At 69.0% G+C, this 23,942-nt stretch carries 25 protein-coding genes; 11 read left to right on the forward strand and 14 right to left on the reverse strand.

Features of this window, described 5'->3' with window-relative positions; genetic code table 11:
* Window positions 1–110: 110 nt before the first annotated feature.
* The 3 genes from ACAD63_RS01980 to ACAD63_RS01990 all read right to left on the reverse strand — a co-directional run bounded on the left by ACAD63_RS01980 (window position 111) and on the right by ACAD63_RS01990 (window position 3,062).
* Window positions 111–1,469: an MATE family efflux transporter gene (locus ACAD63_RS01980; RefSeq protein ID WP_135706014.1), complete on the reverse strand. Its 1,359-nt coding sequence runs from the start codon at window positions 1,467–1,469 to the stop codon at window positions 111–113.
* Window positions 1,462–1,983, reverse strand: a complete 522-nt coding sequence (locus tag ACAD63_RS01985; protein WP_135706013.1) for a winged helix-turn-helix transcriptional regulator — start codon at window positions 1,981–1,983, stop codon at window positions 1,462–1,464. Before ACAD63_RS01985 ends, ACAD63_RS01980 begins: the two co-directional genes overlap by 8 nt.
* Before the next feature lie 173 nt (window positions 1,984–2,156).
* Window positions 2,157–3,062 (reverse strand): LysR family transcriptional regulator, encoded by a 906-nt coding sequence (locus ACAD63_RS01990; protein WP_133093494.1) that lies wholly within the window; start codon window positions 3,060–3,062, stop codon window positions 2,157–2,159.
* A 129-nt stretch (window positions 3,063–3,191) separates the two neighbouring features.
* Here ACAD63_RS01990 and ACAD63_RS01995 point away from each other — a divergent pair, with 129 nt between their 5' ends.
* From ACAD63_RS01995 to ACAD63_RS02010, 4 genes are all read left to right on the forward strand, one after another.
* On the forward strand, window positions 3,192–4,685 hold the full coding sequence (locus ACAD63_RS01995) for an acyl-CoA synthetase (protein WP_434033363.1): 1,494 nt from the start codon (window positions 3,192–3,194) through the stop codon (window positions 4,683–4,685).
* Window positions 4,686–4,734: 49 nt separating this feature from the next.
* On the forward strand, window positions 4,735–5,733 hold the full coding sequence (locus tag ACAD63_RS02000; protein ID WP_195431023.1) for a Bug family tripartite tricarboxylate transporter substrate binding protein: 999 nt from the start codon (window positions 4,735–4,737) through the stop codon (window positions 5,731–5,733).
* 212 nt (window positions 5,734–5,945) lie between these two features.
* Window positions 5,946–7,442, forward strand: a complete 1,497-nt coding sequence (locus ACAD63_RS02005; protein WP_434033364.1) for a chloride channel protein — start codon at window positions 5,946–5,948, stop codon at window positions 7,440–7,442.
* A 204-nt stretch (window positions 7,443–7,646) separates the two neighbouring features.
* On the forward strand, window positions 7,647–8,381 hold the full coding sequence (locus ACAD63_RS02010) for a hypothetical protein (protein ID WP_434033365.1): 735 nt from the start codon (window positions 7,647–7,649) through the stop codon (window positions 8,379–8,381).
* A gap of 30 nt (window positions 8,382–8,411) precedes the next feature.
* Here ACAD63_RS02010 and dapB read toward each other — a convergent pair whose 3' ends face one another.
* Together dapB and ACAD63_RS02020 are read right to left on the reverse strand one after the other, a co-directional pair.
* A complete protein-coding gene (gene dapB, locus ACAD63_RS02015) occupies window positions 8,412–9,221 on the reverse strand; it encodes a 4-hydroxy-tetrahydrodipicolinate reductase (RefSeq protein ID WP_434033366.1) in 810 nt (269 codons plus the stop codon).
* A gap of 44 nt (window positions 9,222–9,265) precedes the next feature.
* Window positions 9,266–9,715 (reverse strand): Lrp/AsnC family transcriptional regulator, encoded by a 450-nt coding sequence (locus tag ACAD63_RS02020; RefSeq protein ID WP_029048352.1) that lies wholly within the window; start codon window positions 9,713–9,715, stop codon window positions 9,266–9,268.
* Between the two features lie 126 nt (window positions 9,716–9,841).
* Here ACAD63_RS02020 and ACAD63_RS02025 point away from each other — a divergent pair, with 126 nt between their 5' ends.
* The 3 genes from ACAD63_RS02025 to ACAD63_RS02035 all read left to right on the forward strand — a co-directional run bounded on the left by ACAD63_RS02025 (window position 9,842) and on the right by ACAD63_RS02035 (window position 12,876).
* Window positions 9,842–11,023 (forward strand): saccharopine dehydrogenase C-terminal domain-containing protein, encoded by a 1,182-nt coding sequence (locus ACAD63_RS02025; RefSeq protein ID WP_434033367.1) that lies wholly within the window; start codon window positions 9,842–9,844, stop codon window positions 11,021–11,023.
* The gene (gene amaB / locus ACAD63_RS02030; protein ID WP_195431017.1) at window positions 11,020–12,537 is read left to right on the forward strand and encodes an L-piperidine-6-carboxylate dehydrogenase; all 1,518 of its coding nucleotides are present in this window, start codon (window positions 11,020–11,022) and stop codon (window positions 12,535–12,537) included. Before ACAD63_RS02025 ends, amaB begins: the two co-directional genes overlap by 4 nt.
* 144 nt (window positions 12,538–12,681) lie before the next feature.
* Window positions 12,682–12,876: a hypothetical protein gene (locus ACAD63_RS02035; RefSeq protein WP_029048349.1), complete on the forward strand. Its 195-nt coding sequence runs from the start codon at window positions 12,682–12,684 to the stop codon at window positions 12,874–12,876.
* 131 nt (window positions 12,877–13,007) lie between these two features.
* Here ACAD63_RS02035 and ACAD63_RS02040 read toward each other — a convergent pair whose 3' ends face one another.
* From ACAD63_RS02040 to hemA, 6 genes are all read right to left on the reverse strand, one after another.
* The gene (locus ACAD63_RS02040; RefSeq protein ID WP_135706007.1) at window positions 13,008–13,658 is read right to left on the reverse strand and encodes a UbiX family flavin prenyltransferase; all 651 of its coding nucleotides are present in this window, start codon (window positions 13,656–13,658) and stop codon (window positions 13,008–13,010) included.
* Between the two features lie 7 nt (window positions 13,659–13,665).
* Window positions 13,666–13,977 (reverse strand): Grx4 family monothiol glutaredoxin, encoded by a 312-nt coding sequence (gene grxD, locus ACAD63_RS02045; RefSeq protein WP_029048347.1) that lies wholly within the window; start codon window positions 13,975–13,977, stop codon window positions 13,666–13,668.
* A gap of 117 nt (window positions 13,978–14,094) precedes the next feature.
* A complete protein-coding gene (gene prmC, locus ACAD63_RS02050; RefSeq protein ID WP_240745902.1) occupies window positions 14,095–14,967 on the reverse strand; it encodes a peptide chain release factor N(5)-glutamine methyltransferase in 873 nt (290 codons plus the stop codon).
* A 141-nt stretch (window positions 14,968–15,108) separates the two neighbouring features.
* Window positions 15,109–15,435 (reverse strand): hypothetical protein, encoded by a 327-nt coding sequence (locus ACAD63_RS02055; protein ID WP_133093503.1) that lies wholly within the window; start codon window positions 15,433–15,435, stop codon window positions 15,109–15,111.
* A 190-nt stretch (window positions 15,436–15,625) separates the two neighbouring features.
* Window positions 15,626–16,708 (reverse strand): peptide chain release factor 1, encoded by a 1,083-nt coding sequence (gene prfA / locus ACAD63_RS02060; RefSeq protein WP_133093504.1) that lies wholly within the window; start codon window positions 16,706–16,708, stop codon window positions 15,626–15,628.
* Window positions 16,709–16,807: 99 nt separating this feature from the next.
* Window positions 16,808–18,112, reverse strand: coding sequence for a glutamyl-tRNA reductase (gene hemA, locus ACAD63_RS02065; RefSeq protein WP_195431014.1), 1,305 nt, complete (start codon window positions 18,110–18,112; stop codon window positions 16,808–16,810).
* 167 nt (window positions 18,113–18,279) lie between these two features.
* On the opposite strand from hemA, the gene ACAD63_RS02070 reads away from it, so the two are divergent.
* Window positions 18,280–18,525 (forward strand): hypothetical protein, encoded by a 246-nt coding sequence (locus ACAD63_RS02070; protein ID WP_133093506.1) that lies wholly within the window; start codon window positions 18,280–18,282, stop codon window positions 18,523–18,525.
* A 49-nt stretch (window positions 18,526–18,574) separates the two neighbouring features.
* Here the strand turns inward: ACAD63_RS02070 and ACAD63_RS02075 are convergent, their stop codons facing one another.
* Window positions 18,575–19,363, reverse strand: coding sequence for a 5'-methylthioadenosine/adenosylhomocysteine nucleosidase (locus tag ACAD63_RS02075; RefSeq protein ID WP_133093507.1), 789 nt, complete (start codon window positions 19,361–19,363; stop codon window positions 18,575–18,577).
* Between the two features lie 135 nt (window positions 19,364–19,498).
* Here ACAD63_RS02075 and ACAD63_RS02080 point away from each other — a divergent pair, with 135 nt between their 5' ends.
* Genes ACAD63_RS02080 through ACAD63_RS02090 form a run of 3 tightly spaced genes read left to right on the forward strand, consistent with a single transcriptional unit; the run spans window position 19,499 to window position 22,142 of the window.
* Window positions 19,499–20,533: a DUF2157 domain-containing protein gene (locus ACAD63_RS02080; RefSeq protein ID WP_434033368.1), complete on the forward strand. Its 1,035-nt coding sequence runs from the start codon at window positions 19,499–19,501 to the stop codon at window positions 20,531–20,533.
* The gene (locus tag ACAD63_RS02085; protein WP_135706001.1) at window positions 20,530–21,648 is read left to right on the forward strand and encodes a DUF4401 domain-containing protein; all 1,119 of its coding nucleotides are present in this window, start codon (window positions 20,530–20,532) and stop codon (window positions 21,646–21,648) included. Before ACAD63_RS02080 ends, ACAD63_RS02085 begins: the two co-directional genes overlap by 4 nt.
* Window positions 21,645–22,142: a GDYXXLXY domain-containing protein gene (locus ACAD63_RS02090; protein ID WP_135706000.1), complete on the forward strand. Its 498-nt coding sequence runs from the start codon at window positions 21,645–21,647 to the stop codon at window positions 22,140–22,142. Before ACAD63_RS02085 ends, ACAD63_RS02090 begins: the two co-directional genes overlap by 4 nt.
* Before the next feature lie 79 nt (window positions 22,143–22,221).
* Here ACAD63_RS02090 and ychF read toward each other — a convergent pair whose 3' ends face one another.
* Window positions 22,222–23,313: a redox-regulated ATPase YchF gene (gene ychF, locus ACAD63_RS02095; protein ID WP_133093511.1), complete on the reverse strand. Its 1,092-nt coding sequence runs from the start codon at window positions 23,311–23,313 to the stop codon at window positions 22,222–22,224.
* Window positions 23,314–23,607: 294 nt separating this feature from the next.
* On the reverse strand, window positions 23,608–23,865 hold the full coding sequence (locus tag ACAD63_RS02100) for a hypothetical protein (RefSeq protein WP_135705999.1): 258 nt from the start codon (window positions 23,863–23,865) through the stop codon (window positions 23,608–23,610).
* Between the last annotated feature and the right edge of the window lie 77 nt (window positions 23,866–23,942).

A 23,942-nucleotide genomic window follows, 5' to 3' on the forward strand; every position in this document is an offset into this window, starting at 1 on the left:
AAGCCGACGGTGTTGGGTGCTCCAAGCCGCCCGAGCTGGCCCAAGCAAGGTGTTCTCACTCTCCCCTCAGCGGGAAAGATGACCAAACCGGCGGGATGCGACAGTCATCCCTACCGCGCCGACCACTCCCCCTGCCTGACCCCCAGCGCGGTCACCACCCCATACGCCGTAATTCCCAGCGCCACCCCCAGGAAATGCCCGTCCAGCCCCATCCCGAACACATTCGCCAGCACCCAGCCGCCCCCCGCCGCCAGCGCGATCCGGCATAGCCCCGCCGCCACCGGCCAGCGCATCCGCCCGGCGCCCATCGAGGCAAAGTACAGCGCCATTCCCAGCCCGAAGCCGCCGAACGCCGGCCCCACCCATGACAGCGCGCGCGCCGCGATGGCGATGACTTCCGCATCGTTGGTGAACAGGCCGGCAAAGCGCACCGGCGCCAGCCCGACCGCCGCACCGGCCGTACCCGCGATCGCCAGCGCAAGGAAGGCGCCGACCCAAGCGGTGCGGCGCGCCGTATGCCAGTCGCCCGCACCGACCGCGCGCCCGACCAGCGCCGTCAGCGCCGAACCCACGCCGAACGCCAGCGGGATCATCAGGAATTCCAGCCGCGCCGAGATCCCATAGGCCGCCACCGCCGCGGTGCCATGATGGCGCAGCTGCGCGGTGACCAGGATGGTGGTCAGGTTGGCCACCGACGCCAGCGCGCACGCCACCAGCCCCACCGACAGGATGCGCGAGAACAGCGCCCACGACGGCCGCACCCGCAGCACCGGCACGAAGCCGGCGCCGCCGCGTGCGACCACGATCGCCATCGCCAGTGCCGCGGCCCACGAGACCGCGGCCAGCGCGGCGCCGATGCCGGCCAGCCCCATGCCGGCGGGTTCGGCCAGCAGCCATGCCAGCACCGGGAAGGCCACCCACATCAGCGCCAGCACGCGCGCCGCCAGCGCATGGCGACCGCCGCCGCGCAGCACCGAGGCCAGCGTATTGGCCAGCCACGCCGGGATCGCGCCAGCGCCGAACAGCCAGATCGCATAGCTGGCGGCAGCTTCGGCAGCGGTGCCGCCGGCCACGGCGCCGAGCACCCCGCGCGGGAAGCCGGCCAGCACCACCGCAAAGGCCAGCCCGGCCGTGACCGCGATCAGCAGCGCATGCATCACCAGCGCCGAGGCTTCCTCGCGCTTGTTGGCGCCCAGCGCCCGCGCGATCGCCGCGACCACGCCGCCGCCCATGGCGCCGGCCGACATCTGCTGCAGCAGCAGCGCAAACGGCAGCACCACCGCCCAACCCGCCAGCGCGGCGGTGCCCTGGCGCGCGGCCAGCCAGGTTTCGATCAGCTGGCCCACCGCCTGCAGCACCGCAATCAGCGCGGTCGGGCCGGCCAGGCGGCCGATGCGGCGGGCGAGTTCCGTGGCGGGGACTGTCTCGGCCGGTACGGTGCCGGCGGGCAAGGCGCCGGTTTCACTCATGTCCGTGCTCCGCGCCGTGGCCCACGCTGTCGGGTTCGCCGAAGCGGCGCTGCAGGAAGCGGCCGGCGCCAGGGCCCGGCAGCACGCGCACGTCGTCCAGCGTGATCGGCGTGCCGTCGGCGCGCGCCAGTGCGGGCTCGGCGATTTCCTGGCCGGTGCGGCGGTCCTGCAGCAGCGTCAGCGGACCTTTCTCATCGGTCATCCAGCGGTCGGCCCAGGCCTTGAGCGCGACATAGGCCGGAAAAAAGTCACGGCCCTTGTCGGTCAGCCGGTAGACATGGCGGCCGCCGCCCTCTGGCGTGACGCGGGCCAGCAGGCCGTGCGCCACCAGCGTCTTGAGCCGCGCGCTGAGGATATTGGGGGCGATGCCCAGGTTGCGTTCGAACTCGTCGAAGCGCGTGCTGCCGTAAAAGGCCTCGCGCAGCACCAGGATGGCCCAGCGCTCGCCCAGCACCGCCATGGATCGGGCGACCGGGCAGGGCATGGAAGTGAAATCGGTTGGGGTGGGTGGCATGGTCTCGGCGCCTCGGTCGGTCTCTTGCTTTCAATTTGCAAGTTTCATGAAGCATAGCTTGCAGAATGAAAGTTCGTTCAGCATCGGGAGGGGGCCGCAGGGGATTCTGTTCGATTACCGGCCACCGTCGCCAACGGGGCGGCGCTGGCTGAACCTGCCGGCCATGTCGAGCTTCAGGCTGCAAAGACTTCGATCTTGCCCAGCTCTTCCCGCATGAAGCCGATCAGCGCGCGGGTGGCCATCGACGGATGCAGGTTCGGCGTGGTGATGATGTAGAGCCGGTTGCCCAGTCCTTCCGGCCGCCAGTCCGGCAGCACGGGCACCAGCGTGCCGGCTTGCACCGCCTCCCAACCGATATAGACCGGCAGCAGGCCGATGCCATGCCCCTCGCTGACCGCGCGCGCCAGGAACAGGAAGTGCTCGGATTGCAGCGTCGGCGTCAGCGCCACGTCGACACGCTGGCCCTCGCGGTACAACGACAGCGCAAACTGGCGCGGCGTATAGGGCGGGCAAAGAAAGCTGCACCCCGCCAGGTCCGGCGGCACTCGCACGGGCGGAATGGTCGCGAGGTAATCCGGCGATGCATACAGTTGCCAGCGGATATCGCAGATTTCGCGCGCCACATGGTCCAGCGGCGGTGCCGAGGTGACCTTCAGCGCCACGTCGATCTCGGCCGCGATCAGGTCGTTGACGCGGTTGGCGAAGAACACCCGCAGCGTGATCCCGGGATGCAGCTTGGCGAAACGCAGCAGCAATGGCGCGATATAGGCGTCGCCCAGCCCGGTCGGCACGCTCACGCGCACATGGCCGCGCAGGGTCTTGCCCAGGCTGTCGATCTCCGCCTGTGCCGAAGTCACCTCCTGCAAGATGCGCACGCCGTGCTGGTACAGCGCGTGGCCGGGCTCGGTCAGCTCCAGCCGGCGCGTGGTCCGGCGTAGCAGCTGGGCGCCGGCCTGGTGCTCCAGCTCGCGCAACTGGCGGCTGACCTGCGAGCGCGTGACGCCGCGCCGCCGGCCCGCTTCGGCAAGATTGCCGGCGTCGACGATATCGACGAAGGCCTGGATCAGGTTGAGGTCCATCCGGGATTGCCTGTGGGATTGTCGAGTCTGGCGCAACATTGTGATTCCGCTGCGCGTGATTGTCGATGAATGACCGTGCCGATACAGTGGCAAGCTGATAGTCAGCTAAGCGAGAAAGGGAGACAACGGATGGCCACGGACCTCTGGTTTGAAGACATGCACCGCACCGCCGACGAACTGGTGGCGCGCGGCGCACAACTCGCCGGCGGCCTGCGCCGGCTGGGCGTTGAGCAGGGCGACGTGGTCGCCGTGCTACTGCGCAACGATCCCGCCTACGCCGACGTGGTCAACGCTTGCCGCACCGCCGGCTGCTACTACTGCCCGATCAACTGGCACTTCACCGCCGAAGAGGTGCGCTTCCTGCTGGCCGACAGCGGCGCCAAGGTGCTGCTGGTTCAGTCCGACCTGCTGGCCGCGGTGCGTGACGCCGTGCCCGCCGGCATGACGGTGCTGTCGGTCGGCGGCAGCGCCGAGGGCGCGACCGAATATGAAGGCTGGCTGGCGCAGCAGCCGGCCTATGACGGCCCGCGCGTGGCGCCGCGCGGCCATATGGCCTACACGTCCGGCACCACCGGCCGGCCCAAGGGCGTGATACGCGCTCCGGTCCCGCTGGACCAGCTCGAAGCGCAGCAGGCGCGCGCGCGCTCGCTGGTGCGGCAGACCTACGGCCTGGAGCCGGGCTGCCGCGCGCTGATGTCGGCGCCGCTGTATCACAGCGCGCCCAGCTCGTTTATCCAGAACGCGCTGCAGATGGCCGAGCGCCTGGTGATCACGCCGCGCTTCGACGCCGAGCAGGTGCTGGCGCTGATCGAAAAGCACCGCATCGACGTGGTCTACCTGGTGCCGATCATGTACGTGCGCCTGCTCAAGCTGGCGCCCGAGGTGCGCGCCAGATACGACCTGTCGTCGCTGCGCTTCGTCGCCTCGACCGGCTCGCCGTGCGCGCCGGAGGTCAAGCGCGCCATGCTCGACTGGTTCGGCCCGATCATCCACGAGACCTATGCCTCCAGCGAGGCCGGCATGATCACCGTGGCCACGCCGGCAGACGCCGCCGCGCGTCCCGGCACCGCCGGCCGCCCGGTCGACGACGCGCAGCTGCGCATCCTGGATGAAGACGGCCGCGAGTGCGCGCCGGGCGAGATCGGCCTGGTCTACGTGCGCCAGCCCGCCTATCCCGACTTCAGCTACCGCAACAACGAGGCCGCGCGCCGCGCGATCGACCGCAGCGGGCTGGTGACGCTGGGCGACATGGGCTACGTCGACGCCGACGGCTACCTGTTCATCTGCGACCGCGCGTCCGACATGGTCATCTCCGGCGGCGTCAACATCTACCCGGCCGAGATCGAGCACGAGCTGGTGCGCTATCCCGGCGTGGCCGACTGCGTGGTGTTCGGCGTCCCCGACGACGAGTACGGCGAGCGCCTGCTCGGCATGGTGCAGCCGATGCCGGGCGTGGAAATCCGCGAGGCCGAGGTCATCGAATGGCTGCGCCAGCGGCTGTCGGGCTTCAAGGTGCCGCGTAGCATCGTGGTCGAGCCGCAGCTGCCGCGCGACGAGACCGGCAAGCTCGCCAAGCGCCGGCTGCGTGACCGATACTGGGAAGGCCGCCAGCGGCGCGTCTGAGTCTACCGGGCAGCGCGGCGATACAGAGATAACCACAGGAGGAGACGCGATGCACAAGGACAAGAAAGGACGGCGGGCCTGGCTCGCCGCGATGGCAGCCGGCGCCGGATGCGCACTGGCTCTGTGGGGCGGCGCCGCGCTGGCCGCCTATCCGGACCGGCCGCTCAAGCTGGTGGTGCCGTACACGCCGGGCGGCTCGACCGACCAGTTCGGACGCGCGCTCGCCGACGGCATGTCGCGACAGCTGGGCCAGACCGTGGTGGTGGAAAACCGCCCCGGCGCCGCCACCATGATCGGCACCAACAGCGTGGCACGCGCGCCCGCCGACGGCTACACCATGGTGCTGGCGACCAACGGCAGCATGGTGCTGAACCCCATGCTGTACAAGAAGATCAGCTACGATCCGCCCAAGGACTTCAAGATCTTCACGATTGGTGCCGAGGCGCCGCTGGTGGTGGTGACCAACACCCAGGTGCCGGCCGGCAACATCAAGGAATTCGCGGCCTACGCCAAGTCGTCCGGCGGCAAGCTCAACTATGCATCGGTGGGGCTGGGCAACGCGCTGCAGCTGGCCACCGAGATGCTCAAGACCGAGCTCGGCATCAACGTCACGCATGTGCCCTACAACGGCAGCGCGCCCGCGCTGGCGGCGCTGCTGGCCAACGACGTGCAACTGATGGTCGATGTGGTCAGCACCTCGCTGCCGCATATCAAGGCCGGCAAGCTCAAGGCGCTGGCGGTCACCGGCCGCACCCGGCTGGAGGTGCTGCCCAACGTGCCGACCGTGGCCGAGAGCGGCTATCCCAATTTCCAGGCAGCGACGTGGTTCGGGCTGGCGGTGCCGGCGCAGACGCCGCCTGAAGCCGTAGCCAAACTGCAGGCGGCCGCTTCGCACGTGCTGAAGGACCCGCAGTTCCGCGCGACCTTCAGCGCGCTCGGGCTGATCGTGCAGCCGCCGCGCACGCAGGCGGAGATCGACCGGTATATCGAGGCGGACCGGGAGCATTGGGGGAAGGTGATCAAGGCGAACAATATTTCGCTGGACTGAGTACGCTGGCTTTCGCTGACTGAGGCTTTGCTCCCCTCTCCCACTTCGCGGGAGGGGAGCGTTCACCACGAGCGGCAGCTTACTCAATTGCTCGCGAGCCGATCACCGGCCACCCTTGGCCCACGCCGCAACGATGGGCGTATAGTTCTCGCTGATCCCGGCCGTGCAAGTCCCGTCACCGCGCCGAATGCCCCAGCAACGCCCCCCGTGTCATGACCGAGCGCGAGCCCACCGATCCTAAAGATCCCGATTCCGCCAATCCGTCATCCGCGGAGCCGGGGCAGCGTCCAGACGCCGAGGCCCAGCCTGACCCCACCGCACCGCATCCCGATCCCCGCCTGCTGAACAAGCTCACCCGCCGCGCCCGCGTTGCCGCCTCGCGCAAGTCGCGCCAGGCCAGCCGCATATCGCGCACCACGCTGCGCTACACGGTGTTCATGTTCGGCGCCGGTTGCGTTGGCCTGTTTTCGCTGGTGTTCGCATGGATCGCCGAGGTGGCGCTGCGTTGGAACCACCACCTGACGCAGGCCACGCCGTGGCTGGCGTTTGTAATGCTGCCGTTCGGGCTGGCAGCGCTGCGCTGGCTGACGATCCGCTTTGCGCCGCAGGCGCGCGGCAGCGGCATTCCGCAGGTGATCGCCGCGTTCACGTTGCCGCCGAATGGTCCGGCACAGACCGCGCTGGTGTCATTGCGGCAATCGATGTGGAAGGTGTTGCTGACCACGCTGGCATTACTGGCCGGCGCGTCGGTGGGCCGCGAAGGGCCATCGGTGCAGGTCGGCGCCGCGGGTATGCTGGCGTGGGGCCACTGGTGCCAGGAGAAACTGCGCTTCCGCATCGGCTTCCATCCCAATGCGCTGATCGCCGCGGGTGCGGCCGGCGGGCTGGCGGCCGCGTTCAATACACCGCTGGCCGGCGTGGTGTTCGCCATCGAGGAACTGGGGCGCGGCACCGCCGTGCGCTGGGACCGGCTGGTGCTGTCGGGTGTGCTGACCGCCGGTTTCCTGTCGCTGGCGGTGCTGGGCAACAACCCGTATTTCGTGGTCAAGGTGCCGATGCTGGTGTTGAGCAATGCGTGGGGCCCGGTGCTGGTGTGCGCGCTGCTCAATGGCGTGCTGGGCGGCTTCTTTGCCAAGGCGCTGGCCGGCGGCGTTTCCGGGCTGCTGCCCGCGCGCTGGGGCGGCCTGGCTACGCAGCATCCGGTGTGGGTGGCGTTCGGCTGCGGGCTGGTGGTGGCCGTGCTCGGCGTGGCGACCTCGGGCGCTACCTTTGGCACCGGCTACGAGCAGGCCGCGGCGCTGATCAACGGCGAGTCCCACGCCACGCTGTGGTTCGGCATCGCCAAGCTGGTGGCGACGGTGGTGTCCTACTTTGCCGGCACCCCGGGCGGGATCTTCACCCCCGCGCTGGCGATCGGCGCAGGCATCGGCCAGAACGTGGCGCAGTTCGTCACCGGCATGGCCGAGCCGCGCGTGCTGGCGCTGGTGTCGATGGCGGCGTTCCTGGCCGCGGCCACGCAGGCGCCCATCACCGCCAGCGTGATCGTGATGGAGATGACGCGCACGCAGGACCTGACCGTGTTCCTGCTGGCGGCGTCGCTGCTGTCGTCGTTTATCGCGCGGCAGTTCTCGCCGCGCCCGTTCTACCACCAGGTGAGCCACGGCTTCAGGCGCGAGGCGCAGGCGCTGGCAAGCAAGGCGCCAGCCTGAGAGTCGCACCGCGGCGCTATGTGCAGGAGCCGCCGGGGCGATCGGTTAAGCTAGCGCTCGCCCCGATCCGCAGGCTGTCAGGTGACTTTTGCGGCACGTACGCCGCAGCCCCGCTGCCATGCGTGAGCGGTGCCGCCCCCCGGCCCGTGGAACATCCCGGCCGGGGCGCGCTCCAACCCGGAGCCGATTTCCAGGAGTCAGACTTTGAAATTCCCCGTTGCCGGGCTGGCGCTCGCCGGCCTGCTGGGCGCCGCCGGCGCCATTGCCGCCCCCGCCGCCAAGCCCGCTGCCGCGGCAGCAGAATCCAAGACCGCCAAGACAGCCAGCAGCCCCGAAAACAGCGCGCTGGCGCCGCTGCTGGGCATGCTCGAGATCGGCAATCCGCTGCCCGCGCTGCCCGACTGCGCCGACAAGCGCTCGCCCGATGGCCGCGACGTGACCGCGTTCTGCGTGGAACTGAAGGGCGACGGCCTGGTGCGCCAGGTTGGCGTGCCGCGCGACAAGCGCCCGGGCTTCATGGATGGCCCGCACTTGGTGGCCTTTGTCGACCGCAATGCGCTGGTGGGCCTGGTGGTCCCGACCGCCGGCGCCAATTCGCAGCAGGCCGCCGTCGACAGCATCAACGCGCTGTATGGCAAGCCGTTCCGCCAGGAACAGGAAGAGATGCGCGACAAGGCCGGCAAGACCGTCAAGACGATCCATGCCGGGTGGACGAAGAGGCCACTGACCGTCGAGCTGTACGCGATGCCGGAAGACCCGGCCACCGGCACCATCGAGATGCTGCTGCCCCAGGCGCGCGCGCTGATGGCGGAAAAGGATGCAGAGGTGGACGGCAAGTTGAACCCCGCATCGGCGCCCGCGGCGAAAGGCAAGGCTGACAAGCCTGAAAAGACGGCCGCCAAGCCGCCTGCCAAGCCGGTCAATCCCGGCAGCTGGTAAGCAGCGCGAGGCTGTGGCGGCCCGCGGCCGTCACAGGCCTTTCATCACCTTGTCCAGCCCCCGCACCACGCCGCGCACGGTGTGGACCTTGCGGATCGCCAGCAGCGCGCCGGCGACATAGGGCTTGGAGCCGTCGCCGGCCTCGTGCTTGAGGTGCAGGCGCTGGCCGTCGGCGCCGAAGATCACCTCCACGCCGAGCTGGTAGCCTGGCAGCCGCACCGCGTGCACCTGCGTGCCCGACATGGTCGCGCCGCGGGTTTCCTTCGGGCCGTTGACCTGGTCCACCGGCACCGCCTGCGCGGCGGTCTTGACCTGGCCGAGCCGGTAGGCCAGTTCGCGCACCGTGCCCGACGGCACGTCGACCTTGCCGGCCTTGGCGTAGTCGATGATCTCCCAGTGTTCCAGGTGGCGCGCCGCCATCTCGGCAAACTTCTGCAGCAGCACCACGGTGATGGCGAAATTGCCGCATGCCAGCACGCCGCGCTCGGCCTGGCGCGCGGCCGCGTCGATCTCCGCGTAGTCCTCGTCGGTCAGCCCCGAAGTGCCCACCACCACGTGCGCGCCGTGCGCCAGTGCCTGCAGGATGTTGTGCTTGGCGATGGCCGGCTTGGTGTACTCGACATAGACGTCATAGGGCGTCTGTCCCAGCGCTTCGATGCTGGCAGCAGCCACGCCCGGCGTGTCGGCATGGCCGGTCAGCTGCGCCAGCGGCTGCCCGGCGGCGCCGCGCGACAGGCCTGCCACCAGCGCCATGTCGGAGGCATGCGCCACGCCGCGCGCCAGTTCACCGCCGGCCCAGCCGGTCACGCCGCCTACGGCGACACGGATCGGATTGCTCATTGGATATCTCCGCTTTGGCTTGTTCGGTCTGCGAGCATACCGCTTCAGCCGGCAGCGCGCCGGCGGTCGAGCTTGCGCGCCAGCACGATCGAGGTGGTGGTGTGGTTCACGCCGTCGAGCATGCCGATCTCGTCCAGCAGCCGGTCCAGCCGGTCGTGCGTGTCGCAACGGATCGCCACCAGGTAATCGACCGGCCCGCTGACCGAGTTGACCTCTTCGATCTCGGGCAGGCGCTGCAGCGCGCGCAGGATCGCCGGCGCGGCCTTGGGCTGCACCGAGAGCCCGCAATAGGCCAGGATCACGTTGTCTTCCATCTTCTGCCCCAGGCGCACGCCATAGCCTGCGATCACGCCGCTGCGCTCCAGCCGGGCAATGCGGGCGACCACGGTGGTGCGGGCGATGCCCAGCTGCCGTGCGAGGTTGGCGGCGCTTTCGCGCGCATTCGCCTGCAGCAACGACAGCAAATGGCGGTCGGTCACGTCGAGTTCGGTCATAACGTCGGACAGGTTCGTCGGTTCGTTCGATTATGGCGGGTTTTCGTCGTTCTTGTGCCTTCATTCCGTCGCAGCCGCTATCCATACTCCAGTCACGGGACAATCTTTCTTGTGGACGGAGGCACCATGCAACCCTCGAACCTGGGCCGGCAGGCCCCACCAGACCTGCCTAAGGCGAACCGCCCGCTGCATGTGACGGTGCTGGGCGCGGGCAAGATCGGACGCACCATTGCCGCCATGCTGCACGACACCGGCGACTACCGCGTCAGCGTGGTCGACCATGACGCGCGCCGCCTCGACGGCCTGCCGCGGGGCGTGCTGGCGCGCGCCGGCGATCCTACCGAGCCGGGCACCTGCGCCGCGCTGCTGGCCGGCGCCGACGCGGTGCTCAATGCGCTGCCTTTCCACGCCGCCATTGCCGTGGCCTCGGTCGCGGCGCGCCTGGGCGTGCATTACTTCGACCTGACCGAGGACGTGGCCGCCACCCATGCGATCCGCCAGCTGGCGCAGAACGCGCGCTCGGTTCTAATGCCGCAGTGCGGGCTGGCGCCGGGCTTTATCGGCGTGGTCGGGAATGACCTGGCGCGGCGCTTCATGCGTGGCGGCGGCGAGCTGCTGGACCTGCAGATGCGGGTCGGCGCGCTGCCGCGCTACCCCAGCAACGCGCTCAAGTACAACCTGACCTGGAGCACCGAGGGACTGATCAACGAATACTGCAACCCGTGCGAAGCCATCGTCGACGGCCGCCGCGTCGAACTGCCGGCGCTGGAAGGGCTGGAAAGCTTTGCGCTGGACGGTATCGAGTACGAAGCCTTTAATACATCTGGGGGCCTTGGCACGCTGCCCGAGACGCTGGCCGGGCGCGCGCGCCACGTCGACTACAAGTCCATCCGCTACCCCGGCCACTGCGCGCTGATGAAGCTGCTGCTCAACGACCTGCGCCTGCGCGAGCGCCGCGACTGGCTGCGCGAGATCTTCGACCGCGCCATCCCGGTGACCGAGCAGGACGTGGTGATCGTGTTCGCCACCGCCACCGGCTACCCGGCCGGCGGCGAACGCGGGCGCGGGCCGCTGACGCAGGCTTCGTTCTCGGCGCGCATCGGCGGGGTCGACAACAAGGACGGGCACCTCAACGCGATCCAGCTGACCACCGCGGCGGGCATCTGCACCGCGCTGGACATGGTAGCCACCGGCGCGTTGCCGCAGGCCGGCTTCGTGCGCCAGGAGACGATGCCGCTCGACGCCTTCCTCAAGAACCGCTTCGGCCGCCACTACACGCAGCATCCGCTGCAGGAGACCCACGTATGAAAGCGCAAGAGTTTGCAGCCTGCTGGGATTCGCTGGGCCTGCCGCGCCCATGGCAGGACGGCACGCCTGCCGGCGCGGTGACGGTGCGCTCGCCGGTAGACGGCGAGGCCATCGGCCATGTGCCGGCCTGCACGCCGGCGCAGGCCGATGCGCTGATCGCGCGCGCGCACGCGGCGCAGAGCACCTGGGCGCTGCTGCCGGCACCGGCACGCGGCGAGATCGTGCGGCGCTACGGCGAGGTGCTGCGCGAGCACAAGCCCGCGCTCGGCCGGCTGGTGTCGCTGGAATCCGGCAAGATCCTGCAGGAAGGGCTGGGCGAGGTGCAGGAGATGATCGACATATGCGACTTCGCCGTGGGCCTGTCGCGCCAGCTGCACGGGCTGACCATCGCCTCGGAGCGCCCGCAGCATGCCATGCGCGAGACCTGGCATCCGTACGGCCTGTGCGGCGTGATCTCGGCCTTCAATTTCCCGGTGGCGGTGTGGGCGTGGAACGCGGCGCTGGCGCTGGTGTGCGGCAACGGCGTGCTGTGGAAGCCGTCGGAGAAGGTGGCGCTGTGCGCGCTGGCCGCGCACGGGCTGCTAGAGCGCGTGCTGGCTGCGGCGGCGCCGCAGCATGCCGGCATCACCGCGGTGCTGCCGGGCGGGCGCATGCTTGGCAACCACCTGGTGCAACACGCGGCGGTGCGGCTGGTCAGCGCGACCGGCTCTACCCGCATGGGTCGCGAGGTCGGCATCGCCTGCGCCGGGCAGTTCAAGCGCAGCATTCTCGAGCTGGGCGGCAACAACGCCGCCATCGTCGCACCTTCGGCCGATATCGAGCTGGCGGTGCGGGCCATCACCTTTGCAGCGGCGGGCACGGCGGGCCAGCGCTGCACCACGCTTCGCCGCTGCTTCGTCCATGCCGACCTGATGGATACCATGGCGAGCCGGCTGGTCACGGTGTTCGACCGGCTGCCGGTCGGCGATCCGCTCGACGACGGCACGCTGATCGGCCCGCTGATCGACAACGCCGCGGGCGACGCCATGGCCAACGCGCTTGCCGCGTGCCGCGCGCAGGGCAATATCGTCACTGGCGGCGAACGGCTGCTGGCCGCGCGCTTCCCGCATGCCTGCTACGTGCGGCCGGCGCTGGTGATGACCGACGTGCAGCACGACACCATGCTGACCGAGACCTTCGCGCCGATCCTGTACCTGATGCCGTACACCAGCTTCGACGAGGCGATCGCGCTGAACAATGCCGCCGCGCACGGGCTGTCGTCGTGCATCTTCACCGAGTCGATGCGCGAGGCCGAGCGCTTCCTGTCGTCGTCGGGCAGCGACTGCGGCATCGCCAACGTCAATATCGGCACCAGCGGGGCGGAGATCGGCGGCGCCTTCGGCGGCGAGAAGGCGACCGGCGGCGGGCGCGAGTCGGGATCGGATGCGTGGAAGGGGTATATGCGCCGGGCGACCAACACCATCAACTACGGCGATTCATTGCCGCTGGCGCAGGGGATCAGGTTCGAGATCTGAAGGCGGCATCACGAGCGCCGTAGGGAACGGTAACAAGCCTTACATGCCTTTGACGCCGTATTACGCAAACTGCCCGTATAACGTCAGCAGGGCAGGCACATGCCCGTTTCCGGCCCTGAGGCCCCCTAGGAAAACACCATGAAACTGCTGACGATTGGACTGGCTGCCGCGGCGGCATCGGTCACCCTGCTGGGCGGCTGCGCCGTCTATCCCACTCCCGCCGGTCCCGCCGTGGGTCCCGCGCCGGTCTATGTTGCCCCCGCGCCGGTCGTGGTCGCTCCGCGGCCGTATTACTACGGCGGCTACGGCTACTACGGCCGTGGCTATCGTCGTTGGTAATGACAGCTGGAATGACAGCTGGAATGACAGCTGGAATGACAGCTGGAATGACAGCAGCACCGCCGCGATTGCCGGAGGTTGCGGCAAGGTAGGCAGGATTGAAGCAACGGCGGGGAGCCCGGCAACAGCGTTCAGTTGCCGCCCGCCGCGTCACCGGGCCGGGCGTTGAGCCCGCCCCAGCTGGGCGTGAGCGTCTGGCCGATCTCGGGCAGGTCGACCAGGTCCAGCACCCGGCCGACCGTATGGTCGACCAGCTCGGCAATGCTTTGCGGCTTCTGGTAGAAGCCCGGCACCGGCGGGAACACGATCCCGCCCATTTCCGTCACCGCCGTCATATTGCGCAGGTGCGCAAGGTTCAGCGGCGTTTCCCGCACCATCAAGACCAGCTTGCGCCGCTCCTTCAGCGTGACGTCGGCGGCGCGCGCGATCAGGTTATCCGACAGGCCATGCGCGATCGCGGCCAGCGTGCGCATGGAGCAGGGCGCCACCACCATCGCGTGGGCGCGGAACGAGCCGCTGGCAATGGTGGCGCCGATATCGCGCACGTTGTGCACGACACTGGCCAGCGCTTCCACCTCGGCACGGCCGATGTCGAGCTCGTGCTGCAGGTTCATCACGCCGGCCGGCGAAATCAGCAGGTGGGTTTCCACCGCGGGCGCCGCGCGCAGCACCTGCAGCAGGCGCACGCCGTAGATGGCGCCGGTGGCGCCCGTGATCGCGACGATCAGCCGCCGCGGTGGTACAGACCCCGCCGTGGCCGGCGGGGCAGCGCTCACGGGCATGGCGGGCTCAGCCCTTCAGCAGGGTTTGCAGCTCGCCGTTCTGGTACATCTCCATCATGATGTCCGAGCCGCCGATGAACTCGCCGTTCACGTAGAGCTGCGGGATGGTCGGCCAGCTGGCGTATTCCTTGATGCCCTGGCGGATGCTGTCGTCGTCCAGCACGTTGACCGTGGTCGGCGCGTCGACGCCGCAGGCCTTCAGGATCTGGATGGCGCGGCCCGAGAAGCCGCACATCGGGAACTGCGCGGTGCCCTTCATGAACAGGACTACCGGGTTGCCCTTGACGATCTGGTCAATCTTTTGCTGCACGTCGCTCATGGTCTGCTTTTCAGTTGGATGGCGCCGCCGTCGGGCGCCGCCTGGGAAAAGGGATGCCGCGCGGCAAGCCACGCGGCGGGAATCTGCCGCCGATTTTACCGGAATCGCCGGCGGGCTTCAGGCTTGCGCCCCAGACCAGCGTCCGCCGGTGCAGCGCTCCTGGCCGGCGAGGTCGCGCGCGGTGAAAACGTCTGTAAAGCCGGTCTCCTGCAGGAGCGCGCGCGTCGCCTGGGCCTGGTCGTAGCCGTGCTCCATCAGCAGCCAGCCGCCCGGCAGCAGCCGTTGCGGCGCGCCGTCGACGATGGTGCGCAGGTCGGATAGGCCGTCCTGGTGGTCGGTCAGCGCATCGATGGGCTCGAAGCGCAGGTCGCCTTCGGCCAGGTGCGGGTCGCCCGCGGCGATATAAGGCGGGTTGCTGACGACCAGGTGGAAGCGCAGCCCGGGCGGCAGCGCGGCGTACCAGTCCGATACCAGGAAGTTGATACGGTCGGCGCCAAGCGCGCTGGCGTTGTCCTGCGCCACCATCAGCGCGCCGGGCGAGATATCGGTCGCCCATACCTGCGCATCGGTGCGTTCTCGCGCCAGCGTCACGGCCAGGATGCCCGAGCCGGTGCCCAGGTCCAGCACCAGCGGGCGGGGCACGTCGGCCAGCCGGGCCAGCGAGGCTTCGGCGGCGATCTCGGTGTCGGGGCGCGGGATCAGCACATCGGGCGTGACGCGGAACTTGCGGCCGAAGAATTCGCGCTCGCCCAGCAGGTAGGCCATCGGCTCGCCAGCGAGGCGCCGCGCCAGCAGCGTGGCAAAGGCATCGCGCTGGGCCAGCGTGAGCGTGTCGGTATCGCGCGTGATCAGCTGCGTGCGGGTGAGGCCGGTCACGTGCGTCAGCAGCATGCGCGCTTCCAGCGTGGGCAGGCCCACCATGGCAGCGAGGGTCTGGGCTTCGCGCAGCGTTGGCGTGGCCGGCAGCGCGGCAGTGTTAGGGGAAGACATCGGGTAGGGACGGTTCTGTTGCCGGCCACAAAAAACCCCACCGGCGCAGGGCCTGGCGGGGCTTTGAGGCGGGATCTCCGGCGTTTCGCCAAGTGTACCGCCCATCGGAGGCGGGCGGCTGAAAGCCCCCCGCCGGCACGATTACTTATTGACGGCGTCCTTGGCCTTGTCGGCGCCGGCATTGACGGCGTCCTTGGCTGCCTGCTTGGCATTGGCCATGGCGCTGCCGGCTTCTTCCTTGGCCTTCTCGGCGGCAACCTGCGCGCTCGAAGCGGCATCGCTGGCGGCAGCCCTGGCGGCGTCGGCAGCGCTGCCAGCTGCTGCGGCGGCGTCGCTGGCAGCGGCCTTGGCGGATTCAGCGGCGCTTTGCATGGCGCTGTCGGCGCTGGAAGCTGCGGGGGCTTCTTCCTTCTTGCTGCAAGCGGCCATGGCTGCGGTGATCATCAACAGCGCGAGCAGTTTTTTCATGATTTCGTCCTAGGAAATGTTTTGGGAGAGACTCACCCGGCACCATTCTCCGTTTGCCGGTCGAAATCGATTATAGACAGCGCGTTTACCCCTACCAGTGCTGTTTCAAGCATTTACAAGAAATACAAAGTCTTGTGGGACGTTACGCGCTGTTCGCGCACGAAGCGGGCCTGAGCGGTGCTTAAGCCGCTTATGCGTCCTCGCCGAGCGCGGCCAGCTGGTCCGCCTGGTGCTCCGCGGCCAGCGACGACAGCAGCTCGTCCATGTCGCCATCCATGATCATGTCGATCTTGTAGAGCGTCAGGTTGATGCGGTGGTCGGTCACGCGGCCCTGCGGGAAGTTGTAGGTGCGGATGCGGTCGCTACGGTCGCCCGAGCCGATCAGGTTGCGCCGCGTGCTGGCTTCCTTCGCCTGGGCGGCGCGGGTCTGCATGTCCTTGATGCGCGCGGCCAGCACCTTCATCGCCTTGTCCTTGTTGCGGTGCTGCGACCGGTCGTCCTGGCACTCGACCACGATGCCGGTCGGCAGGTGGGTCAGGCGCACGGCCGAATCGGTCTTGTTCACGTGCTGGCCGCCGGCGCCCGAGGCGCGGAAAGTGTCGATGCGCAGGTCGGCCGGATTGATCTCGACCTCGCCGACCTCATCGGCTTCCGGCATCACCGCCACCGTGCAGGCCGAGGTATGGATGCGCCCTTGTGCCTCGGTGGCGGGCACGCGCTGCACGCGATGGCCGCCGGATTCAAACTTCAGCTTCGAAAACGCGGCATCCCCGGCGATCCGCACGATGACTTCCCGGAAGCCGCCCAGGTCGGACCCGGACTCGCTCATGATCTCGACCTGCCAGCGCTGGCGCTCGGCGTAGCGCGTGTACATCCGCAGCAGATCTGCGGCGAACAGCGCGCTTTCTTCGCCACCGGTGCCGGCGCGGATTTCGAGCAGCAGGTTGCGGTCGTCGTTGGGATCCTTGGGCAGCAGCAGGCGCTGCAGGCTCTGCTCCAGCGCTTCCAGCCGCTCGCGCGCGCTGGCGATCTCGTCGGCGGCGAAGTCCTTCATCTCGGGATCGTCCAGCAGCGCCTGCGCGGTGCCCAGGTCGTCCTGCGCCTGGCGGTATTGCCCGTACTGCTCGGCCACCGGCGACAGCTCGGCATGCTCGCGGCTGAGCTTGCGGTACTGGTCGATGCTGGCGGTCGCGTCTTCGCGCGCGAGCAGGGCGTTGACTTCATCGAGTCGCTCGGCCAGTTGGTCGAGCTTGGCAAGCATGCTGGCTTTCATCGGGATGCGGGGGAATGGAGGGAGGCCAGTGGGCCGGGGCTGCCGGAATGCGGCGGCGGCGTGCCAGCGCGGTCGGCGTGCGGCAAGACCGGAGCGCGGCTAGCGCTCGGAGTGGCTGCTGTGGCGGAACAGGCCCGGCACCAGGCGCAGCAGCGCCTCGCGGTCTTCGCCCTGGGTGTGGTTCAGCGCGTGGGTCGGGCCGTGCAGGAACTTGCGGGTCAGTGCGCCGGACAGGGCTTCGAGCACCGCCTCGGGGTCGTCGCCGCGTGCCAGCATGCGGCGCGCGCGCTCCAGCTCGGCCTGGCGGATGGCTTCGCCGCTGGTCTGCAGCTCGCGGATGACCGGCACCACGCTGCGCGTTTCGAGCCAGTGCATGAAGTTCTGCACGCGGCTTTCGATGATGGCTTCGGCCTGCGCGACGGCGGCCTGGCGCAGCGCGTTGCCTTCGCGCACGATCGCGCCGAGGTCGTCGACGGTGTACAGGAAGACGTCGTCCAGGCGCGCGACCTCCGGTTCCACGTCGCGCGGCACGGCCAGGTCGACCATCATGATCGGGCGGTGCTTGCGGCGCTTGACCGCGCGCTCCACCGCGCCCAGGCCGATGATCGGCAGCGAGCTGGCGGTGCAGGACACCACGATGTCGAATTCATGCAGCCGCTCGCCCAGGTCGGTCAGGCGGATCGCCTGCGTGATCAGGCCCTGGCCAGACAATTGCTCGGCCAGTTTCTCGCCGCGCTCGACGGTGCGGTTGGCCACCACGATCTGGCGCGGCTGCTGCGCGGCGAAGTGGGTCGCGCACAGCTCGATCATCTCGCCCGCGCCGATAAACAGCACGCGCTGGGTCGAGACGCTTTCAAAAATCCGTTGCGCCAGCCGCACCGCGGCGGCGGCCATCGATACGGAATGCGCGCCGATCTCGGTCTGGCCGCGCACTTCCTTGGCCACCGCGAAAGTGCGCTGGAACAGCTGGTTCAGGTACGTCCCCAGCGAGCCGGCCTCGCCGGCGGTGCGCACCGCGTCCTTGAGCTGGCCCAGGATCTGGGTCTCGCCCAGCACCATCGAATCCAGCCCGCTGGCCACGCGGAAGGCGTGGCGCACGGCTTCGGACTGCGGCAGCGCGTACAGGTGCGGGGCCAGGTCGCCGGCCGGCACGTTGTGGTGCTGCGACAGCCACCGCAGGGTGTGCTCGAAACCTTCCTGGCCCGGCTTCAGGACGTCGGTGGCGCAGTAGATCTCGGTGCGGTTACAGGTGGAAAGGATGGCGGCTTCGGTGCCGCTGCGGCCGGACAGGTGCTCGCGCAGCGCTCCCAGTGCGGGTTTGATCTGCTCGAGCGGAAACGCCACCCGCTCGCGCAGCGAGACTGGTGCCGTCGTGTGGTTGATGCCGATCGCGAGCAGTTGCATTTGTTGGGGACAGGTACGATCCGGAGCGTGGCCGGACCGGTTGCCATTATACCGCCGGCACCACAGATTGCAGGCGCATACCCAGTATGCGTCGCAGCCGTCTGGTTTGCAGTATCGTTACGACGCAGCCGGATGCGGCTGTGATTCAGGCTACACAGGAGAATTGGATGCTGGGCACTTTGATCGTGGGTTTGCTGGTGGGACTGGCTGCGCGCCGGCTGCATCCGGCAGGACGCGTCGTGACCCTGCCGGCCGCGCTGGTGCTGGGCGCGGCGGGCGCGGCGGCCGCTTTCTACGGTGGCCGCGCGCTGCACCTGTTCGTCGACGGGCAGCTCAGCAGCTGGCTGGCGGTGATTGCCGGCGCCGCCATCCTGGTCGGCGCCTGGGGAGCCGTCCGGCCGCGCGGACGGTAAGGACAGAACCGACGCGGCGGCCTGGAATCTGCGCGCCGCTTGATCCTGGTCAGGTGCGCACGGGATCCGCTTCAGCCCGCGCGGCCAGCAGCCGGCGCAGCACGCCATTGGAATAGTGGCTGGCCACCTCCTTCAGGAATGCCGCGAAATCCACATGGGCGGTATCGTCCGCCCGGTCCGACACCGTGCGCATGACCGCGTACGGGACGCCGTATTCATGGCACACCTGCGCCACCGCGGCGCCTTCCATTTCCACCGCCAGCAGGCCGGGCAGCCGCTCGCGCAGTTCCGCCACCGCAGCCGGGGCCCCGATAAACTGGTCGCCGCTGGCGATCATGCCCTTGTGCAGCCCCGGCGTGGCCACGCCGAAGCGGGCCAGCACCTCGGGCGGCACGTCGGCGCCCAGGTCGAGGCGCAGGAAATCCGCCGCGGCGCCTTCCAGTTCGGCGGTCAGCGCCGGGTCGGCCGGGAACTCGGCGCGGTCCAGCAGCGGCACTTCATGGCGGCCGAAGAACGGGCGCGCGTCGAGGTCGTGCTGGATCGTCCGGTCCGCGATGACGATGTCGCCGACATTGGTGTCGGCGCCGACGCCGCCCGCCAGCCCGGTAAACACCACCTGGGTGGCGCCGAACTCCCGGATCAGCGTGACCGTGGTCGCCGAGGCTGCCACCTTGCCCATGCGCGCCAGCACCAGCACGCACGGCTGGCCGTACAGGTTGCCGACGTAGTAGTCGCGCATGCCGATGGTGTGCACCGTGGCGCGGCTGTCGTCGTGGCGCATCGCGGCCACCAGGCCGTCGACTTCATCGTGGATGGCGGCAAGGATTCCCAGGGTCATGGGGCAGGCGGAGTGGAAGGCGAAACCCAGAGCATACCGGCGCCCATGCGGCAGGCATAGCGCCGGCACGCCGCAAGGTGCGGCCCGGGCTGCGCTTTGCTAAAGTCCCACGCATCGGGGCACGCAAGGGCGAGCATGCAAACCTCCACCGTGGCAAACGGCGAACGGCGCGCCATCCGCCAGGCGCTGGCCGACTGGCGCGCACGCGGACGGCTGGCTGCCGAGGCGATCGCCGCCCCCTGGGCACGCACCGAGCCGGCCGCTACCGACTGGCGCCGCTGGCTCGACCAGGCGCTGATGGCGCTGGGCACCGCCCTGCTATGCGCCGGCGTGATCGTCTTCTTTGCCTTCAACTGGCAAGACCTGCACAAGTTCTCCAAATTTGGCTTGCTCGCCGCCGCCATCACGGTGCTGGCAGCGTTCGCGTGGCTGCGACCCGCCGCCGACGCCGCCGGCCGCGCCGCGCTCGGGGGCGCGCAGGTGCTGTCCGGCGTGCTGCTCGCCGTGATCGGCCAGAACTACCAGACCGGCGCCGATGCCTGGCAGCTGTTTGCGCTGTGGGCGCTGCTGGCGGTGCCGTGGGCGCTGGCGGCGCGCGCTGCGCCGCACTGGTGGCTGGTGCTGGTGGTCGGCAACGTGGCGCTGCTGCGCTACTTCAGCATCCGTTTCGGCATGGAAGGCCTGTTTGCGCTGCTGTTCGACAGCCGCTACCTGCGCACCGCCACGCTGGCGTTGCTGGGGGCGGTGCTGCTGCAACTGGCGCTGTGGCACCTGCTGGCCGCCCGCGCGTCCGGGCTGGGCTTCCGGGGACAGACCGGCAGCCGCCTGCTGGCTGCGCTGGCCTGCGTGCAGGCCGGCTCGCTGGGCCTGACCAGCCTGTTCGACAGCCGCTTCGATGCGGCATCATTCGTGGTTGCGCTGGCCGTGCTGGCAGGTCTGGCGTGGTGGTACCGGCAACGCGCCTTCGATATCGTCGTGCTGAGCCTGACCTGCCTGACCGGCATCGTGCTGGTGGTGGCCGGACTCGGCAAGCTGCTGTTCGAGGGCAAGGGCGACTTCGGCGCATTCCTGCTGCTCGGGCTGGTCACCATTGGCCTGGCCGCAGGCGCGGCGGCGTGGCTGATGCGCGCTTATCGCGCTCAACTGCGCGCCCAACCGGAGCAGGCATGAGCACCACCTTGCAGACCGAGCAACGGCTCTGGCAGGAACTGGCCGCGCGCGGCGCGGTGCAGGGCGAATGCCCGGAGCACAGCCACGCGCCGTGGGCGGTGCGCTGCCTGATGGGCGCGGCCGGCTGGCTTGGCGCCTTGTTTTTCCAGATGTTCCTGGTTGGGACGGTGTTCGTGGCCGCGCGCGAGAACGGCATCGCCATGGCCGTGACCGGGCTGGCCATGATCGCGCTGGCCGCGTTGCTGTACTGGCGTGGCGGCGGGATCGCGGCGAGCCAGTTCGCGCTGGCGGTCAGCCTGTGCGGGCAGGGGATGGCGGTGTATGGGCTGGTGGAGGCGCTTGGCTTTGCGCGCGTGACCGGGACCGCCGGATTCTGGGCCGGCATCGCGCTGTTCGAAGGCGTGCTGGTGTTGCTGGTGCCCAACCGGTTGCACCGGCTGCTGTGCGGGCTTGGCGTGTGGATCGGGCTGGCGGGCGCACTGCATCTTGCCCTGCCGCACGGATCCTCCGATGACTGGCGCGCGCTGACGTGGACGCTCGGCTGGCTGGCGCCGCTGGGCTGCGCGCTGGTGACCGCCTTCACGCTGGCAGAGGCGCGCGTGTGCGCGGCGGGGCGGCATGCACTGCTGGAGCCGCTCGCCGATGCCACGCTGCTGGCCGCGCTCGCCATGGCGCTGGTGGTGACCGGGATGAGTCATCCGATGACGTGGCTGTTCGGTCCGGAGGCGGGGCGGCTGTCGGTCGCGCACTGGATGGGGGGCGCGCTGCTGACGCTGGTGCTGGCGGGGTTTTCCCTGGCCGAGTGCCGCCGCCTGGCCACTGGCTCCGCCATGCAGGCGGCAGTGCTCGCCGGCACGCTCGCCTTTGGCGCACTGATGGCCGCGGCGCCTGCCGTCGTGGCCGGCGCGCTGGCGCTGGCACTGGCCCTGCGCCGGGCTTCCATGGCCTGGATGGGCTTGGGCGTCACCGCCATTGCCGTCGGCTTCGTCTGGTACTACAGCGCGCTGCACTGGACCCTGCCGGCCAAGTCCGTCACGCTGGCAGCGGCGGGTGTGCTGTTGCTGGCCGGGCGCCACTGGCTGCTGCGCGGTCGCACCGGCAAGGAGTTCGCATGAAGCGCTGGATCGTGACCGCCTGGGCGCTGACCCTGGCGCTGGCCGCCGCCGGCATCGCCGGCAAAGAAACGCTGCTGGCACGCGGCGACACCGTCTTGCTGCGGCTCGCGCCGGTCGATCCGCGATCGCTGATGCAGGGCGACTACATGGCGCTGAACTTCGCCATCGGCAACCAGATCCGCACGGCGCAGGGGCCGGCGCAGCGCCCGCCGCGCGACGGCGTGGCGGTGATCCGGCGCGACGCGCAGGGCGTGGCCAGCTTCGTGCGGCTGCATGACGGCGGGCCGCTGGGCGTGGGCGAGCAGTTGCTGCGCTTCCAGGCGGCGCGGTCGCGCTGGGGCGGGGCGCAGGTGCAGGTGTCGACCGATGCGTATTTCTTCCAGGAGGGGCAGGGCGAGCGCTTTGCCCAGGCCATGTACGGGGAGTTCCGCGTGGGCGCGGACGGCCAGGCGCTGCTGGTGGGGCTGCGGGGGAAGGAAATGGAAAAGCTGTGAAGCGGCGGGCGGTTCCCCCGCGCCCGGCAGAAAACAAAAAACCCGCGAAATCGCGGGTTTTTTGGCGTCGGGGGCTGGCTCAGACGTTGAACAGGAAGTTCAGCACATCCCCATCCTTCACCACGTATTCCTTGCCTTCCGCCCGCATCTTGCCGGCTTCCTTGGCGCCGGTCTCGCCCTTGAACGAGATGTAGTCGTCGAAGGCAATGGTCTGCGCACGGATAAAGCCGCGTTCGAAGTCGGTATGGATCACGCCGGCCGCCTTGGGCGCCGTGTCGCCGACATGGATGGTCCAGGCGCGCACTTCCTTCACGCCGGCAGTGAAGTAGGTCTGCAGGCCAAGCAGCTTGAAGCCGGCGCGGATCACGCGGTCCAGGCCCGGCTCTTCCATGCCCAGGTCGGCCAGGAATTCGGCCTTGTCGGCGTCGTCCAGGTCGGCGATCTCGGCTTCGATGGCGGCGCACACGGCTACCACCGGCGAATTGGTCTGCTTGGCGTACTCGCGCACCGCGTCCAGGTGCGGGTTGTTCTCGAAGCCGTCTTCACGCACGTTGGCGACATACATGGTCGGCTTGGCGGTGATCAGGCAGAACGGACGGATGGCGTCCCATTCTTCCGGGGCCAGGTCGAGGGTGCGCACGGCCTTGGCCTGGTCGAGCACGGCTTGCGCCTTTTCCAGCACGGCGACCAGGCGCTGCGCTTCCTTGTCGCCGGCGCGGGCCGGCTTGATATAGCGGGCCAGGGCCTTTTCCACGGTGGCCAGGTCGGCCAGTGCGAGTTCGGTGTTGATGACCTCGATGTCCGACAGCGGATCGACCTTGCCGGCCACGTGGATCACGTTGTCGTCTTCGAAGCAGCGCACCACGTGGGTGATGGCATCGGTTTCGCGGATATTGGCCAGGAACTGGTTGCCCAGGCCTTCACCCTTGGAAGCGCCCGCGACCAGGCCGGCGATGTCGACGAACTCGACCGTGGCCGGCAGGATGCGCTCAGGCCTGACGATCTCGGCCAGGCTGGCGAGCCTCGGATCCGGCACTTCGACCACGCCCACATTGGGCTCGATCGTGCAGAACGGATAGTTTTCGGCGGCGATGCCGGCCTTGGTCAGGGCATTGAACAGCGTGGACTTGCCGACGTTGGGCAGGCCGACGATGCCGCATTTGAGGCTCATGGTCTTGTCTTAGAAATCAAGGGTTTGCAGGATGCGGTCCGGTGCCGGGCGGGCTGGCGACGGGCGCCTGGCGGGGCCAGTGGCGGGACTGCATCGGACGAGACAAACACGTCACATCGAGCTCGGGCTCGACGGCTATACGGGGTCTGCCACGGAAAACGGCAATTGTAACCCTATCGGGCCTCCGGGTTGCTGGCCGGTCGCCGTTCCACCCGCATATAAAACAAGACGGCCAGGAAAGTCTTCCTGGCCGTTGCGTGAGCGCCGCTTCCGCTCAATCGAGGTTCACGACGTTCATGCGCCGTCCGTGAACTGGTCCCGCTTATCCGTCGTCTTGGCGCCGTCCGTAAACATGTCGCGCCTGTCGATTGCCCTTGCACCATCCAGGAATACATCCCGCCGGTCGATTGACCGTGCTCCATCCGAATACACATCGAATTTGGAGACCTTGGCGCCGTCGGTATAAACGTCCCGCGGGCCAGTCGTGCCTCCGAATGCCGATCCCCCTGCAACCGCGATACCAACCGCGGCAATCCAAAGCGCCCTCTTCATTGCTCCACCTCCCTTCAGGTGGTTCGTCCCCGGTCAGAAACAATTCGTTTCAATATAGGCTGTGCGTTTCCGAACTT

Origin of the sequence: Cupriavidus sp. a3, from assembly GCF_051015765.1 — a bacterium.
Lineage (GTDB): Bacteria > Pseudomonadota > Gammaproteobacteria > Burkholderiales > Burkholderiaceae > Cupriavidus > Cupriavidus oxalaticus_A.

Bases quoted from the DNA above. Each gene is read 5' to 3' on its own strand.
- ACAD63_RS01995 (WP_434033363.1), top strand. From the start codon at position 3,192: ATGGCCACGGACCTCTGGTTTGAAGACATGCACCGCACCGCCGACGAA.
- ACAD63_RS02100 (WP_135705999.1), bottom strand. From the start codon at position 23,865: ATGAAGAGGGCGCTTTGGATTGCCGCGGTTGGTATCGCGGTTGCAGGG.
- ACAD63_RS01990 (WP_133093494.1), bottom strand. From the start codon at position 3,062: ATGGACCTCAACCTGATCCAGGCCTTCGTCGATATCGTCGACGCCGGC.
- dapB (WP_434033366.1), bottom strand. From the start codon at position 9,221: ATGAGCAATCCGATCCGTGTCGCCGTAGGCGGCGTGACCGGCTGGGCC.
- ACAD63_RS02040 (WP_135706007.1), bottom strand. From the start codon at position 13,658: ATGCCCGTGAGCGCTGCCCCGCCGGCCACGGCGGGGTCTGTACCACCG.
- prfA (WP_133093504.1), bottom strand. From the start codon at position 16,708: ATGAAAGCCAGCATGCTTGCCAAGCTCGACCAACTGGCCGAGCGACTC.
- ACAD63_RS02075 (WP_133093507.1), bottom strand. From the start codon at position 19,363: ATGACCCTGGGAATCCTTGCCGCCATCCACGATGAAGTCGACGGCCTG.
- ACAD63_RS02005 (WP_434033364.1), top strand. From the start codon at position 5,946: ATGACCGAGCGCGAGCCCACCGATCCTAAAGATCCCGATTCCGCCAAT.
- ACAD63_RS02020 (WP_029048352.1), bottom strand. From the start codon at position 9,715: ATGACCGAACTCGACGTGACCGACCGCCATTTGCTGTCGTTGCTGCAG.
- ACAD63_RS01980 (WP_135706014.1), bottom strand. From the start codon at position 1,469: ATGAGTGAAACCGGCGCCTTGCCCGCCGGCACCGTACCGGCCGAGACA.
- ACAD63_RS01985 (WP_135706013.1), bottom strand. From the start codon at position 1,983: ATGCCACCCACCCCAACCGATTTCACTTCCATGCCCTGCCCGGTCGCC.
- ACAD63_RS02085 (WP_135706001.1), top strand. From the start codon at position 20,530: ATGAGCACCACCTTGCAGACCGAGCAACGGCTCTGGCAGGAACTGGCC.
- hemA (WP_195431014.1), bottom strand. From the start codon at position 18,112: ATGCAACTGCTCGCGATCGGCATCAACCACACGACGGCACCAGTCTCG.
- ychF (WP_133093511.1), bottom strand. From the start codon at position 23,313: ATGAGCCTCAAATGCGGCATCGTCGGCCTGCCCAACGTCGGCAAGTCC.
- amaB (WP_195431017.1), top strand. From the start codon at position 11,020: ATGAAAGCGCAAGAGTTTGCAGCCTGCTGGGATTCGCTGGGCCTGCCG.
- prmC (WP_240745902.1), bottom strand. From the start codon at position 14,967: ATGTCTTCCCCTAACACTGCCGCGCTGCCGGCCACGCCAACGCTGCGC.
- ACAD63_RS02025 (WP_434033367.1), top strand. From the start codon at position 9,842: ATGCAACCCTCGAACCTGGGCCGGCAGGCCCCACCAGACCTGCCTAAG.
- grxD (WP_029048347.1), bottom strand. From the start codon at position 13,977: ATGAGCGACGTGCAGCAAAAGATTGACCAGATCGTCAAGGGCAACCCG.
- ACAD63_RS02055 (WP_133093503.1), bottom strand. From the start codon at position 15,435: ATGAAAAAACTGCTCGCGCTGTTGATGATCACCGCAGCCATGGCCGCT.
- ACAD63_RS02000 (WP_195431023.1), top strand. From the start codon at position 4,735: ATGCACAAGGACAAGAAAGGACGGCGGGCCTGGCTCGCCGCGATGGCA.
- ACAD63_RS02090 (WP_135706000.1), top strand. From the start codon at position 21,645: ATGAAGCGCTGGATCGTGACCGCCTGGGCGCTGACCCTGGCGCTGGCC.
- ACAD63_RS02070 (WP_133093506.1), top strand. From the start codon at position 18,280: ATGCTGGGCACTTTGATCGTGGGTTTGCTGGTGGGACTGGCTGCGCGC.
- ACAD63_RS02080 (WP_434033368.1), top strand. From the start codon at position 19,499: ATGCAAACCTCCACCGTGGCAAACGGCGAACGGCGCGCCATCCGCCAG.